The following is a 13,086-nucleotide window of genomic DNA, read 5'->3' as shown; positions in this document are numbered from 1 at the left end:
CGGAGATCCTCGACCTGTACGAGTTCGCGCCGTCCCGTCGCGCGAGGCGGGGAGTGGACGTCAGACCGTGCTTGACCTGGCCCGCCGCCTGGCCGACCCGGCCTTCCTCGCCCCGACGGCGGCGCTGGCCGCGGCGACTGCCGCCCTCTCGGTCGGTGTGGGCTTCCTGCCGGTTTCCGGCAGGGCAGCCGGGCTGGGCACGGTCGCGACCGGTGCCGCGGTCTCGGTGCTGGCGGCCGTTGCGGCCGTCGTGCAGCCGAAGGCCGGGCGTGCTCTGGACGACGGTCGGCTGACGACGCGTACCGGCCTGGTCGCGGGGCTGCTGGTCACCGCCGCCGGTCTGGCCTGCGCCGTGCTGCCCGGCCTGGCCGGTGTGCTGCTGGGCGCGGTCCTGATCGGAGCCGGTACGGGCCTGATCACGCCACTGGGCTTCGCCGCACTGGCTGCGAGCACCCCCGCGGAACGTCTGGGGCAGACCATGGGCGCCGCTGAACTCGGCCGCGAACTCGGCGACGCGGGCGGACCGTTGCTCGTCGCGGCCGTCGCCTCGATCGCAACCCTCACCCACGGCTTCGCAGCCCTGGCCGTCCTCGTGGCAGCGGGCGCGGTGGCCGTACAGGCCCGCGGGCGCGGTGTGCCGGCCCGGCCGGCGTCCGAAACGGAAGGGTGAACGCACGTACCCAACGGGAGCCGATGCATCCGCCGGCAGGGCCATGGCCGTGTTGAGGGGGCCCGCCGGACCCCGCCGGGTCGCCGCTCGCGGCCGCCCGCTTCGGTCGGCTGCGGCTGACTCGCGTTCGTAGGCGTGAGCACGGCGGGCGCGGTACGCGGCAGGTCAGGACACGTCGCGTCGCATGCCGGTGGTGACGGCGAGTACCGCGAAGATGAGCGTGTAGATCGCCAGGACCGCGCCGCCGCCCACGCGTGGTAGCAGGTTCTCGCCGGCCATGGCCTTGGCTCCGGCGCCGAGCGCCTGGCCGGCGTTGAAGGGCAGCCAACGGGCGAGGTTGCCGATCAGTTGACCGACGATGCCTTCGACCAGGGCGACCCAGGCCAGCGCGACCGCGACTGCGCCGACCAGGCTGCGGATGAGCGCGCCGACTCCTACGCCGATGGCGGCGAACGCCGCGTTCCAGGCGATGCCGCCGCCGATCGTGGTCCACATCTGTGAGTCGGACCACACGAAGGGCACGGCCTTGTCCGACCACCAGGCGGCCGCGACACCGAGGCCCGTCAGGCTGCTGACCACTCCGGCCAGGGCGCCGAACACCGCGTAGACCAGGAGTTTGGCGCCGATGACGCGTCCGCGTGCGGGAGTGCTCAGACAAGTGTCGGTGATGGTCTTGTGCCGGTACTCTCCGGCGACCGCGAGGATCCCGAACACCAGCGTGAACATCGAGGTCAGGCCCACATGTGAGAGCGCCCCGCTCTGGGTGGTCGTATCGAGCGCCTTCTTCCCGGAGACCACCAGACCGCTGACGCCCGCGGCCACCAGCAGCGGGGCAGCGGCCAGCAGCAGCCACGGGCCGCGGACGGTGCGCAGTTTGAGTACTTCGGTGTGGATCAGGCCGTACATGTCACTCGCTTCTCGTGCTCAGCCACGCGTGGACGCCGTCGTGGCGCCGGTCGCGGAGTCGGTGAGGGGCTTGGACGTCAGCCGGAGGAACGCGGCTTCGAGCGTCTCCCCCTTCGCGTCGGTCAGCTCGGACAGCAGGCCTGTATGGCGCAGCGTGCCGCCGGCGACGATGACCACGCGGTCCACGGTCTGCGCCACCTCGCTCAGCACGTGGCTGGACATCAGGACCGTGCGGCCCTCGCCGGCCAGGTCGCGCAGCAGGTCCCGCAACTCGGCCATTCCGGCCGGGTCGAGGCCGTTGGCGGGTTCGTCGAGGATGAGCACCTGCGGGTCGCCGAGCAGGGCGGAGGCCAGGCCCAGCCGCTGGCGCATGCCGAGCGAGTAGCCGCCCACCCGCCGGTCGGCGGCGTCGGCCAGCCCGACCCGGTCCAGCACCTCCTCGACGCGCGAGCGCGGGATGCCTCTCGCCCCGGCCAGAATCCGCAGGTGGTCGCGCCCACGCCGGCCAGGATGGAAGCCGGTGGCCTCCAGGACCGCCCCGACGACCCGCCGTGGCTCGCTGAGCTCGGTGTAGCGGCGGCCGTCGATCAGAGCCCTGCCCGCCGTGGGCGTCACGAGACCCAGGAGCATGCGCAGCGTGGTGGTCTTGCCGGCCCCGTTCGGCCCGAGGAACCCGGTCACCACCCCGGGCTCCACCTCGAAGGTCAGTGAATCGACGGCGGTCATCGTGCCGTACCGCTTGGTCAGGCCTTTCACCAGGATGCCGCCGCTCATGGTGTGCTCCGGCGCGGGATCGGCGCGAAGGTCGGATACATGGGGGTGCTCGCCTTTCGTGTGTTCACGCGTTGCTTCTCGGCGCCCGGCCGGGGCGCCGAGACCACCCTCCCCAGCCCGTCGCCGCCCGTCGTCGCCCGGCCACGGCAATCCCGGCTACCGCGTCCGTGGGCAGTTACCTGGCCGTCTACCGCGTGCGTGGTACCCCGGGCTGTCACGCACGGCGGACGGCATGCCCGGGACGCCCGCCTATCGTGAAGGCATGAACGCCCTCAGCCACCTGCGTCGCGCCGTGCGTCGGCATGCGCACCTGGCGGACGTGGCGATCGCCCTGGCCGTGTTCGCCGCCACCGTGCTGACCACCTTCGCCGGGCACGATGTCGCCGCCGTGGGCAACGGCACCGTGGCGATCGTCTCCGCCGTGCTCGCCTGTGGGGCGCTGGCCGGGCGGCGCCGGCGCCCGCTGGCGGTGCTGCTGGTCAGCGCTGTGGCCGCGGAGGCGTTCCTCGCTGCCACCGGCGGCACCAGGGGGGTGCTGATCCTGCTCGCCCCGCTGATCGCCCTGTACACGGTTGCCGACCTGGTCGAACGCCGGCGCAGCCTGTCCATCGGCGGCGGCGTTCTGGCCGCGCTCGCCATGGCCCACGCGCCCCTGCTCCATCCTGCGCTGCTCGGCCCGCAGACCTTGGCGTTCATCGCGCTGGGCGGCCTGGCGATCGCAGCCGGCGACTCCACCCGCAACCGCCGCGCCTACCTCACCGAGGTCGAGCAGCGCGCCGAGCGCGCCGAACGCGAACGCGAACAGGACGCGCGGCGCCGCATCGCCAAGGAGCGGCTGCGCATCGCCCGTGACCTGCACGACGCCGTGGGCCACCAGCTCGCGCTCATCAGCGTGCAGTCCAACGTCGCCGGACAGGCGCTCGACCGCGACACCGCGGCGGCACGCGAGGCACTCGCCCACGTGAAATCCGCCAGCCGCAAGGCCCTCGGAGAACTGCGCGACACCGTCGGCCTGCTCCGGCAACCGGGAGAGGCCGTCGCCCCCGTCGCGATTCCCGCGCCCGGACTGGACGCGATCGAGGAGCTGCTCACCTCGCTGCGCGCATCCGGCCTGGACATCGACTGCCGCATTGACGGCCCCGTCGTACCCCTGGCACCCGCGGCCGATCTCACCGCGTACCGCGTGATCCAGGAGTCGCTGACCAACGTCTGCAAACACTCCCGGCGACGGAAGGCCCGGCTCGCACTGAGCTACGGCCTGCACGAACTCCACATCACCGTCGACGACCTGGGAGGCGCAAGCACAGCCGGCGGGTCCGACCCTGGCGCAGCCGCCGTTCCGGTGGGCGGCCATGGCATTGTCGGAATGCGCGAGAGAGTCCTCGCGCTCGGCGGACACTTCGCCGCCGATGCGCGCCCGGAGAGAGCGTTCCAGGTGGCCGCGGTCCTGCCCTACCAACCCCTCGCCCTTCTTCCGGAGCCGACCTCGTGACCATCCGCGTAGTCATCGCCGACGACCAGCCTCTGGTGCGCACCGGTTTCAAGGCCCTGATCCAGCCGGCGCCGGATCTGGAGGTGGTCGGCGAGGCGGGCGACGGGCGCGAGGCGGTGCGGCTGGCCAAGGCCGCCCGGGCAGACCTGGTCCTGATGGACATCCGCATGCCGGTCCTCGACGGTCTCGCCGCGACCCGCCTGATCACCGGCGACGAGGACCTCGCCGGAGTGAAGGTCCTCATCCTCACCACTTTCGAGATCGACGAGTACGTCTTCGAGGCACTGCGCGCCGGAGCCAGCGGCTTTCTCGGCAAGAGCGCCGACGCCGAGGAGCTGCTGCACGCCCTCCGCACCGTCAGCCGGGGCGACGCGCTGCTGTCCCCCGCCGCGACCAGAAGTCTCATCGGCCGCTTCCTCGCCGCTCCCGCCACCCCACGGCCCCTGGACGAGGCCGCCCGCCGGGGGCTCGCCACACTCACCGACCGGGAACGCGAGATCACCACCCTCGTGGCGACCGGACTGTCCAACGACGAGATCGCCGCACAGCTCGTGCTCAGCCCCGCCACCGTCAAGACGCACGTCAACCGCGCCATGGTGAAGGTCGGCGCCCGCGACCGGGCTCAACTCGTCGTCTTTGCCCACCGCACCGGCCTCGCCGAAGCGATGTAGACCGCAACCGGCTGTCGGACGGTCACCGCATCAAGTCCGAGGTCGATCATGCTCGCGGGCCGGAGAAGACCTGGGTCTACGGCGCCTCACGCGTTAGCCGCCGGCCTTGACGCCACCGTCCGGAAGGCTCGGGCATTGCGGCTGAGAAGGCGGGCGACAAGCCTTCTGGCGCGAATCTGGCACGTGGCAAGTGATCGCCAAGGACAGCAAAAAGGCCCCGGTCTCCGACCTGGGCCTTCTTCATGGAGCGGGTGACGAGAATCGAACTCGCGCTCTCAGCTTGGGAAGCGACGGCGCTCGCACAGGCTGCATGGCTCTGACCAGCATGAATACCTGATCCCCGAGGTGATCGTGCGTGTCGGATCGCACCGTCATTGACCGTAGGTTTCCGTCCTTACGGGCATGCGGAGGGCACGCGGTCCGCCCGGCGCGGGGATCAGCTGTTGAACGGGGTGCTCGCGGCCGCACTGCATCCACGAGCGCCTAGCGTCGCCTCTGTCATTCGATCAGAGCCGCGCGGTGCACTCACTCTCCACTGTGCCATTTCGAATGGCATACTCGGAGTGTGACTGACAACTACGTTGACTTCCCGCCCGGCGACGGCCCCACCAGTGGTATCTCCGTCACCTTGACCGCCGGAACTCTGCAGGCCATCCGTGAGCGGGTCGGCAAGCGAGGTGTCTCGGCTTACCTGGAGAAGGCGGCCCAGCGGCAGATCGAGCGCGACAATCTGGACGAGCTGATCGCGGACTTCGACAAGGTGCACGGTCCGGCCGACCCCGAGGCCGTGGCGGCCAAGCGTGCCCGGCTGACTGGAGGCGCCATGAACGCCGGGGCGGCCGCGTGAGCGGTGTCCTGGTTCTGGACAGCGAGGGCCTGGCAAAGGCCGTACAGCGGGATCGGGAGATCCACGAGTGGCTGACGGCGGCTCGCGACGCGGACTTGCCCGTGATCACCTCGGCGGCCGTGTTGGTCGAGGTGATCCATCCGAAGATCAACGACGCCGCACTGAAGTGGACTCTGTCCCGCCTGAGCGTCGAGCCCGTGACCCAAGCCGTCGCGCAATCCGCTGCCGCCTTGCTGCGAGCGGCGGGGCTGCACGGCCACAAGTACGCCATCGACGCCATGCTGTGCGCGACCGCCTTGCAGCATCCCGGCCGGGTGACGATTCTGACTTCGGACGTGGAAGACATCGGGCTGCTCACCGCGGAGCATCCGCGCCTGAGTGCCGAGAAGGTCTGAGCCGCGACGCCTTGTAGAAGCGGTGCTCGCCGTGCGGACGCGGCTCTGGCTCAGCGGTCTCCTGCCTAGGCGGCCGGCCGGCTGCTGGGGGGACACCCTCGCGACCTGCCTCGGATCGGGCTGAACGATAGCGTGGTCGGCATCGGGCAGGGGCGTGTCACGTCCGAGTAGCGGCGCCCCCACTGTTGCGAACCCTCTGGAAGGGCATGGACTCGGGCTCCGGCACGCGCCAGACGATGCGGACTTGCTCGTCGAGAGGAAGCGAGGGGCCACCGATGTAGATGCGGTGGATGAAGTAGAGAACGGCCAGTCTGAATGTCTCCGGTTCGATGTCGGTCGACTTCGTCACCGTGGCCCGGCTCAGCTTGTTCACTTGGCGCACGACGCTTGAATCGGCTTCGAGCGGACCGAGCTCGCTGAGGATCTCCGGATCGAGTTCGGCTTCCTCGCGCATGGCCTGGATCGACCGACTCAGCAGGTCGGGCTCCGCTTCGACCCGGTCGACGATTCGAGCGATGACGTAGTCATGGAGCACATCCGCCTCGATGTTGCCGTGTTCCACCGGTTCTTCGCCCGTGCAACTCGGGCACCCCTCGCACTCAGTGGGTTCGTCAGCTTCCTGACTGGAGACGAAGCACGAGACCACCCACATGATCTCGGCACGGTTCAGCTCCAGTTCCCCGGCGGTCGACAGGTCGGGGTCGCCCCATTGACTAGCGGGATCACTGCCATCTCCGTCTCCATCCCCCGGCGGCGTCATCTCGGAGCGCAGCAGGGACTCCAGACTGACGAGGTACGGTTCCCAGCCGTGCGCGCTCATCAGTAGCGTCGCCAGCGCGTCCCCCGGGCGCTTCCAGAAGATGAGGTCTTCGTCGAAGCCGTTGACGAAGTGCAGGACGTGGTCCGTCGAATCGAACTCCACTCCGGACATCTCGCTCAGGTGGGTCAGGACCGCCTGACGGCCCCGATAGCGTCCGGCGTAGCGGCGGGCCTGGGCGACGAAGAACGGCACAGTGCTGTCGTTCAGCACAGCGTTGGGGCTGACGCCGATGAAACGCGGGGAGTTCAGCGGACCGGACCGGCGGAGCTGTTGGGTGGCGTTCGCCCAGTGCAGTTGTCTGGTGTCGGGGTCGTACACCACGCAGTAGACAGGAATGTTCCCGTCCGCCCAGGTATCACCGTGCTGGTCGACAGGCACCGCGTAGCCGTTGCCTTGGCGCCAGCTAGTCCCACCCTTGACCTGGACCTTGATCGTGTCGCTCGTGAGATGTCCGTCGTCGACGAAGGTGACATAGAAATCCTCTCCGAAGTCGTTCTGCCCGGATATCTCTTGAACGATGTGGTCGTGGTTTTCAAGCAGGGTGCGCAACGCGTTCACGGCAGCCTGACCCACACGCCGCCCCTTTGAGACCTTCGGCATGCCGCGCCTCCTTCGGAAGGTTCCTGCCGGCCCCTGCGGACGAGGGGCCGGTGTCTGCCTGGATCAGCCTGCGCCACACCTATGACACCGGAGCCGGAGCGAGGGAGATTGCAGGGCGCCTGCTGAGCGGCCTGGCATGGCGCGGCCCGGAAACGACTGAGGCCCAGGTCGGTGACCTGGGCCTTCTTCACAGAGCGGGTGACGAGAATCGAACTCGCGCTCTCAGCTTGGGAAGCTGATGTTCTACCATTAAACTACACCCGCGTAAGACGCCGACCGAAGTTCGGGTCCGGCGCTCACTGTACCCCATCCCCGGCGCCCGGTGCTCGAGCCGTGGGGCTGTGTGCGTTCGAAGGGGGTGGTGGCCCTGCGGGGCACCGGAGTTGGGGCGTACGGTGGGGATGTGGGTGAGGGGTCCTGTGGGGCCGGAGTGCCGTCTGGTGGCACGTCTCTTTGATCCCGTAATGTGGCTTTTGTCGTCAGGTGGCGAGAGGCCAGACGCGGTTCTGGGGAAGGGACTTAAGGGACTTGATGGAGCGCACCGTCGTCCGTTGTGCCGAGGGGCACGTGTTCAGCACCGCTTCGTTCCCGATGCAGCAGGCCGAGCGGCTCGGCCCCGGCCGGCTCATGAGGTGTCCACGGTGTGCCAGGCTCCGCAGTGCGGTGCCCGTGGCACTTCAGAAGCGGTAGCGGGAGCAGTGCGGTACCGGCGCGTGGAGCCGTCCTGATGGTGGGGGCTCCGCGCGCCTTGCGTATCCTCGCTACGTGCTTCTCTCAGACAAGGACATCCGGGCCGAGATCGACGCCGGGCGGGTGCGGATCGATCCCTTCGACGAATCCATGGTGCAACCGTCGAGCATCGATGTGCGGCTGGACCGCTACTTCCGGGTGTTCGAGAACCACCGCTACCCCCACATCGACCCCTCGGTCGAGCAGCCCGACCTCACCCGGCTCGTCGAGCCGGAGGGCGACGAGCCGTTCATCCTGCACCCGGGGGAGTTCGTCCTCGCGTCGACGTACGAGGTCATCACACTTCCCGACGACCTCGCCTCCCGGCTGGAGGGCAAGAGCTCGCTCGGGCGGCTGGGGCTGGTCACCCACTCCACCGCCGGGTTCATCGACCCCGGGTTCTCCGGGCACGTGACCCTGGAGCTGTCGAACCTCGCCACCCTGCCGATCAAGCTGTGGCCCGGGATGAAGATCGGGCAGCTGTGCATGTTCCGGCTCAGCTCGCCCGCCGAGGCCCCGTACGGCAGCGAGCGCTACGGCTCCCGGTACCAGGGGCAGCGCGGACCCACCGCCTCCCGCTCCTACGTCAACTTCCACCGCACGCAGGTGTGAGGGCACCCACGACATGAGTGAGACACGGGAGAACCTCAGCTACGAGGACTTCGGCGTCGCCGTGCGCGAGCTCGCGCAGACCATCGCCGACGACGGGTACGAGCCGGACATCGTGCTCAGCATCGCGCGCGGCGGTGTCTTCGTCGCCGGCGGGCTCGCCTACGCCCTCGACTGCAAGAACATCCACTTGGTCAACGTCGAGTTCTACACCGGCGTCGGCACCACGCTCGAGATGCCCGTCATGCTCGCGCCCGTGCCCAACGTCATCGACTTCTCCGACAAGAAGGTGCTGATCACCGACGACGTCGCCGACACCGGCAAGACGCTCAAGCTGGTCCGCGACTTCTGCCTGGACACCGTCGCCGAGGTGCGCAGCGCCGTCATCTACGAGAAGTCCCACTCGCTCGTGAAGTGCGAGTACGTCTGGAAGCGCACCGACGATTGGATCAACTTCCCGTGGAGTGTTTTGCCTCCAGTACGTAAGTCGGGTGAGCCGATCACGCCCTCGACGGAGGCGCTATAGATCCGTCCCCGTTCGGTGCCGCGCCAGATGTCCCGCGGAGTGTCCCAAGTGAATCCCCGGGTTGTCAGTGTCGACCGATATGCCTTCGGTCAGCTCGCCCTGGACGTCAGCTGAATGCTTCGCCCGTACGCGCTGGCCCGCATCCTGCAGCCGGGTACCTTCGTCGCCCCCTGCGACAATGCCGCGATGACGACGCTGGTCGTGGGGCAGGGGAAGGGAACAGCGTGGTTCTTCGTGGGGTGCTCGCGTTGATCGCGGGCAGCGCTTTCATCGTGGTGGCCTGCGGCTACCGTGGCGTGGACATGTGGGCATGGGACTGGGCGGACGTGATGTTTTCGCCCGGGCCGGGCCGACGGCGATGGGGGGAGTTCTGGCCCCTTGGACGGTTCAGACTGCTGTGCGGGGTTCTGGGAGTCGTGTTGGTGATCCTGGGTCTGGTGACAGTGACGTCCCGCCGGGAGGGGAGCGCGCCGGTTGGACCCGAGCTTGATCGAGCCCGTGTGGCGCTGACTGCAACCTGAGCGGCCCATCACCAACCGAGAACGCGAGGCTGAGCATCCGCCGGCATCGCGTTCTCGTGTGTTTGCCTCAGTTACTGCGCTGACCTGCGAATATGGGTCCTGCGGAACTACCCTCATCCAGGCGACGGCGCCTGGCCCGTGCTGCCCCCGTGCCGCAAGGCCGGTACGCCGATCACGCCCTCGAAGGACGCTCTGTAGGCGCCGCGACACGTCGTAGGCGCCGCAACCGCCGTAAGCGGCGGATCGTCGCAGCGCACGGCCCGTAGGACCGCGGCCTGACCCCGTACGGCCCCGCAGCACGCGCCACGGGGCCGTCGCGGTCCGGTCAGGCGGTGGTCATCGCGCACGTGCCGCGGTCGGCCTTCATCGGGCCGGCCGCCGAGGGCCGGACGTCGAAGTCGAACATGGCGGTGGGTACGTACAGCGAGCAGCAGGCGTTCGGGATGTCGACGATGCCGCTGATGCGACCCTCTATGGGGGCGGAGCCGAGCAGCAGGTAGGCCTGCTCTCCGCTGTAGCCGAACCTCTTGAAGTACTCGACCGCGTTGAGGCAGGCCCGCCGGTAGGCCAGCGTCGCGTCCATGTAGAAGTTCGTGTCCGTGTCGTGGTCGACGGAGACCCCGATGAAACTCATGAACTCCGTGTAGCGCGGCTCGACGTTACCGGGCATGAACACCGGGTTGGTGGTGATGCCGTACTTCTCCATGCCGCCCTTGATCAGGTCGACATGGAAGTCGATGAAGCCGCCCATCTCGATGGCGCCGCAGAAGGTGATCTCTCCGTCGCCCTGGCTGAAGTGCAGGTCGCCCGCGGAGAGCTTGGCGTCCTTGACGTACACGGGGAAGAAGGCCCGCGAGCCGCGGGTCATGTTCTTGATGTCCTGGTTGCCGCCGTTCTCGCGGGCCGGCACCGTGCGGGCGCCTTCCGCGGCGATGCGACTGGCGAGGTCCCCGGTGGCCGTGCCGGCGAGCGCGTTCTGGGCGTCCGGGGGGATGGCGAGCGGCGGTACCCGGTTCGGGTCGGTGTCGATCAGCGCCTTCTCGCGGGCGTTCCAGCGGGCGAGCATCTCCTCGGAGGGAGCCGTTCCGAACAGACCGGGGTGGGTGATCCCGGTGTAGCGGATGCCGGGCAGGTGGCGGGAGACCGCCTGCTGGCCGTGGAAGTTCCAGATGGCCTTGTAGGAGTCGGGGAAGTAGTCGGTCAGGAAGCCTCCGCCGTTGGCCTTGGCGAAGATGCCGGTGTAGCCCCAGCCCTGGCCCGCCGCGTCCCCGCGCTGCTGCGGCACGGGACCGAGGTCGAGGATGTCGACGACGAGCAGGTCGCCCGGTTCGGCGCCCTCCACGCCTATCGGGCCGCTGAGCATGTGGGGGATGGTCAGGTCGATGTCGCGTACGTCGTTGGCGGAGTCGTTGTCGCCGATCTGGCAGTCGGTCCAGTCACGGCACTCGATCCGGAACTCCGCTCCCGGCTTCACCATGGTGGCGTTGGGGACGTCCGGGTGCCACCTGTTGTGCCCGGGAACGTCCTGCTCACGCATCGACTTGCTCTGGTCCACACTGAAGAGAGTTTCGGGCATGACAGCTCCTCATTTCTGATCCGGTGAGGTTGGAGCGCCCGCCCCACTGGTCGGCGGAGCGGCTTGGGTCGGCTGAGGCGGTCTCCGGGTGCGCGGCCACAACCCGACGAACATCAGCACGCCGAAGACCCCCAGGGCGATGGCGGTCTCGGTGGGGTGCTTCCAGTAGCCGGAGAGCAGCAGACCCGCGGGAATGGCACCGGTGACCCAGCCTTCGATCGCGGAGATCCATCCCGTATAGGTTCTGAGGTGCTCCCTCTTGAGGCCGAGCAGCAGGAAGAACAGGAACCACAGCAGGGCCCAGTAGAGCCAGATGACCCCGAACGGGTAGTCCTTCAAGAGCCGGAAATTGGCGTACGAATATCCAAGGGCGGCGATTGCCACAAACAATGAGTAATAGCCGACCCCAGTGCTGTCGAGGTCGGCGAGCAGGGTTATGCCCACATAGAGGTAGGTGAAGGCGAACAGGTAGATTCCGGATGCCGCGAGGATTTTCTTGGAGTCGCCGCCGGCGGTGAAGATGAGGTAGGTCGGCGTCAGTACTTGCAGTGCCCCGACGAACAGGTTGAACACTGCTCCCGCCCGGTCATCGACCTTGCCGAGAAGCAGCAACCCGTTCATGAAGAGCACCGCACCGACGAAGAGCAGTCCCACATTGTCCACGGGGACGCACCTCCTGACTCCGCGTGGGGCGGAGGCGGTCAGGGTCGTGGCAGCCGTGAGAGCGCGGGATGCGGTCGCCGCTCCGGACTTGTGCGCGGCGGCACTTCGGAAACCACGGTCGGGGCCTCACGGGCCTGCTCCTCCCGTTCGTGGAGGGCGACGGACGCGCTTGAGGCCGACGACAGGCCAGGCGCGGAGTACACGCGCCTCGCAGTGTTGGTGCACACGGGGCAGCCGTACGTCGTGGGCGCCGTTCCGATCGTCAGTTTCACGTCGAAAGGGCCGCAGTGGCTGCACAGGTATTCATAAGTAGCCATTGTCGCTCCGGAAACTGCTGGACGCTCGCGAACCCGAGTGCGCGGCGCACCTGGAAAAGCGTGTGCCGCAGCTGTTTCCTCCCTTCAAGGAGACGTCCCGTCAATGGGTGTGTCAAATCGGGGGCGGGGTGCTCGGTCCTTTTCCTGCTCGGGTGGCCCGTGGTGTGCGCCGAGGCTCGTTCGCGGCCCCGTGAACGAGTGTCCGCGTTGATCAAGCGTTGCGCAGGACCGGAGCCAAGAGGAGATCCACTGAGGAGATCCATTGAGAAGATCCATTGCGTGTGGGGCAATGGGTCTTCCGGTACGGCCGTGCCCGCAGTCTCAGGGTTGCTGTGAGCCGACTCACCCTGAATATCGCTGGACGGTCGCGGCCGAGACCTTTAGTTTCGGTAAATAGATTGATTTTTCTTATGCGAAGGCATCGGCGCCGCGCATACTGTCCCGCAAGAAATCCAAGGAGGGCGGATCGGTGAGCAACATGGACGCCGTGTGGGTGCGAGGCGTGAACGGCATTCAGTTGCATCACGTGACCGACCTTCAGGACGCCGGCAGGTTCCTGGGCAACGCGGCGATGGCGCTGCGGGCCGCACACGTGAGGACCGGCACCGACCAGTACGCCGGCATCGCCGCCGAGCTGAAGAACCTGGTGGAGCGGGTGCGGGAGCTGGAGGACAGGGCGCGGTCGAGCATGCACGACCTGCACTCCACCGACCCCGAGCGGTTCGTCCGCTGCCGGGACGGTTACGAGCCGTGGCCCGGCGAGATCCCGGCGGGGTTCGTCCCGCGCCACACCTGCAAGGACGAGTGCCTCTACCACGACCGCGGGGTCGTCGAGGCCGTCATGCAGTGCACCTGCGGGCAGCCGCCCTGCCGGGCGTGCGAGATCGGCGGCACGCTCTGACGGGCCCGGACTCGGGCGCCGACCGCGCTGGAGCGGGCGCACGACGGAACTGAGGACCAGCGAGGGGCC

The 13,086-nt window shown here is 68.4% G+C and carries 14 protein-coding genes and 1 tRNA gene; 8 read left to right on the top strand and 7 right to left on the bottom strand.

Annotation, left to right across the window (positions count from 1 at the left end):
- Window positions 1–67 precede the first annotated feature (67 nt).
- The gene (locus ACTYVM_RS04455) at window positions 68–670 is read left to right on the top strand and encodes an MFS transporter (RefSeq protein WP_445524639.1); all 603 of its coding nucleotides are present in this window, start codon (window positions 68–70) and stop codon (window positions 668–670) included.
- A gap of 165 nt (window positions 671–835) precedes the next feature.
- Here ACTYVM_RS04455 and ACTYVM_RS04450 read toward each other — a convergent pair whose 3' ends face one another.
- Window positions 836–1,576: an ABC transporter permease gene (locus ACTYVM_RS04450; protein ID WP_445524638.1), complete on the bottom strand. Its 741-nt coding sequence runs from the start codon at window positions 1,574–1,576 to the stop codon at window positions 836–838.
- An 18-nt stretch (window positions 1,577–1,594) separates the two neighbouring features.
- Entirely contained in the window at window positions 1,595–2,350 is a 756-nt protein-coding gene (locus ACTYVM_RS04445) for an ABC transporter ATP-binding protein (protein WP_445524637.1), read from the bottom strand.
- A gap of 262 nt (window positions 2,351–2,612) precedes the next feature.
- On the opposite strand from ACTYVM_RS04445, the gene ACTYVM_RS04440 reads away from it, so the two are divergent.
- The 4 genes from ACTYVM_RS04440 (at window position 2,613) to ACTYVM_RS04425 (ending at window position 5,755) form a co-directional block, all read left to right on the top strand.
- Window positions 2,613–3,842: a sensor histidine kinase gene (locus ACTYVM_RS04440; protein WP_445524636.1), complete on the top strand. Its 1,230-nt coding sequence runs from the start codon at window positions 2,613–2,615 to the stop codon at window positions 3,840–3,842.
- Window positions 3,839–4,513 (top strand): response regulator transcription factor, encoded by a 675-nt coding sequence (locus ACTYVM_RS04435; protein WP_445524635.1) that lies wholly within the window; start codon window positions 3,839–3,841, stop codon window positions 4,511–4,513. The genes ACTYVM_RS04440 and ACTYVM_RS04435 overlap by 4 nt, the downstream gene beginning before the upstream one ends.
- Window positions 4,514–5,078: 565 nt before the next feature.
- On the top strand, window positions 5,079–5,360 hold the full coding sequence (locus ACTYVM_RS04430) for a hypothetical protein (RefSeq protein WP_445524634.1): 282 nt from the start codon (window positions 5,079–5,081) through the stop codon (window positions 5,358–5,360).
- Window positions 5,357–5,755 (top strand): PIN domain-containing protein, encoded by a 399-nt coding sequence (locus ACTYVM_RS04425; RefSeq protein ID WP_361672429.1) that lies wholly within the window; start codon window positions 5,357–5,359, stop codon window positions 5,753–5,755. Before ACTYVM_RS04430 ends, ACTYVM_RS04425 begins: the two co-directional genes overlap by 4 nt.
- A gap of 157 nt (window positions 5,756–5,912) precedes the next feature.
- Here the strand turns inward: ACTYVM_RS04425 and ACTYVM_RS04420 are convergent, their stop codons facing one another.
- The gene (locus tag ACTYVM_RS04420; RefSeq protein WP_445524633.1) at window positions 5,913–7,175 is read right to left on the bottom strand and encodes a DUF4365 domain-containing protein; all 1,263 of its coding nucleotides are present in this window, start codon (window positions 7,173–7,175) and stop codon (window positions 5,913–5,915) included.
- Window positions 7,176–7,368: 193 nt separating this feature from the next.
- Window positions 7,369–7,439 (bottom strand) — tRNA-Gly (locus ACTYVM_RS04415).
- A 501-nt stretch (window positions 7,440–7,940) separates the two neighbouring features.
- On the opposite strand from ACTYVM_RS04415, the gene dcd reads away from it, so the two are divergent.
- Complete coding sequence (dcd, locus tag ACTYVM_RS04410; RefSeq protein ID WP_384174675.1) at window positions 7,941–8,516, top strand: dCTP deaminase; 576 nt, start codon at window positions 7,941–7,943, stop codon at window positions 8,514–8,516.
- Window positions 8,517–8,529: 13 nt separating this feature from the next.
- Complete coding sequence (locus tag ACTYVM_RS04405; protein WP_445524632.1) at window positions 8,530–9,039, top strand: phosphoribosyltransferase; 510 nt, start codon at window positions 8,530–8,532, stop codon at window positions 9,037–9,039.
- Window positions 9,040–9,885: 846 nt separating this feature from the next.
- Here ACTYVM_RS04405 and fmdA read toward each other — a convergent pair.
- Genes fmdA through ACTYVM_RS04390 form a run of 3 tightly spaced genes read right to left on the bottom strand, consistent with a single transcriptional unit; the run spans window position 9,886 to window position 12,116 of the window.
- Window positions 9,886–11,136, bottom strand: coding sequence for a formamidase (gene fmdA, locus ACTYVM_RS04400; RefSeq protein ID WP_445524631.1), 1,251 nt, complete (start codon window positions 11,134–11,136; stop codon window positions 9,886–9,888).
- 9 nt (window positions 11,137–11,145) lie between these two features.
- Window positions 11,146–11,799 carry an AmiS/UreI family transporter gene (locus ACTYVM_RS04395; protein WP_445524630.1) on the bottom strand — a complete coding sequence of 218 codons (654 nt, stop codon included), beginning with the start codon at window positions 11,797–11,799 and terminating at the stop codon, window positions 11,146–11,148.
- Window positions 11,800–11,837: 38 nt separating this feature from the next.
- Window positions 11,838–12,116 carry an FmdB family zinc ribbon protein gene (locus ACTYVM_RS04390; protein WP_445524629.1) on the bottom strand — a complete coding sequence of 93 codons (279 nt, stop codon included), beginning with the start codon at window positions 12,114–12,116 and terminating at the stop codon, window positions 11,838–11,840.
- A gap of 478 nt (window positions 12,117–12,594) precedes the next feature.
- Here ACTYVM_RS04390 and ACTYVM_RS04385 point away from each other — a divergent pair, with 478 nt between their 5' ends.
- Window positions 12,595–13,017 (top strand): hypothetical protein, encoded by a 423-nt coding sequence (locus ACTYVM_RS04385; protein WP_445524883.1) that lies wholly within the window; start codon window positions 12,595–12,597, stop codon window positions 13,015–13,017.
- Window positions 13,018–13,086: the final 69 nt, after the last annotated feature.

This window comes from Streptomyces cyslabdanicus, from assembly GCF_052663305.1.
The sequence above is the reverse complement of the archived record's forward strand: the minus strand, read 5'-3'. Positions and strand labels throughout refer to the sequence as shown.

Coding starts and splice junctions, on each gene's coding strand:
- ACTYVM_RS04450 (WP_445524638.1), bottom strand. CDS start 1,576: ATGTACGGCCTGATCCACACCGAAGTACTCAAACTGCGCACCGTCCGC.
- ACTYVM_RS04440 (WP_445524636.1), top strand. CDS start 2,613: ATGAACGCCCTCAGCCACCTGCGTCGCGCCGTGCGTCGGCATGCGCAC.
- ACTYVM_RS04390 (WP_445524629.1), bottom strand. CDS start 12,116: ATGGCTACTTATGAATACCTGTGCAGCCACTGCGGCCCTTTCGACGTG.
- ACTYVM_RS04445 (WP_445524637.1), bottom strand. CDS start 2,350: ATGAGCGGCGGCATCCTGGTGAAAGGCCTGACCAAGCGGTACGGCACG.
- fmdA (WP_445524631.1), bottom strand. CDS start 11,136: ATGCCCGAAACTCTCTTCAGTGTGGACCAGAGCAAGTCGATGCGTGAG.
- ACTYVM_RS04405 (WP_445524632.1), top strand. CDS start 8,530: ATGAGTGAGACACGGGAGAACCTCAGCTACGAGGACTTCGGCGTCGCC.
- ACTYVM_RS04420 (WP_445524633.1), bottom strand. CDS start 7,175: ATGCCGAAGGTCTCAAAGGGGCGGCGTGTGGGTCAGGCTGCCGTGAAC.
- ACTYVM_RS04385 (WP_445524883.1), top strand. CDS start 12,595: ATGGACGCCGTGTGGGTGCGAGGCGTGAACGGCATTCAGTTGCATCAC.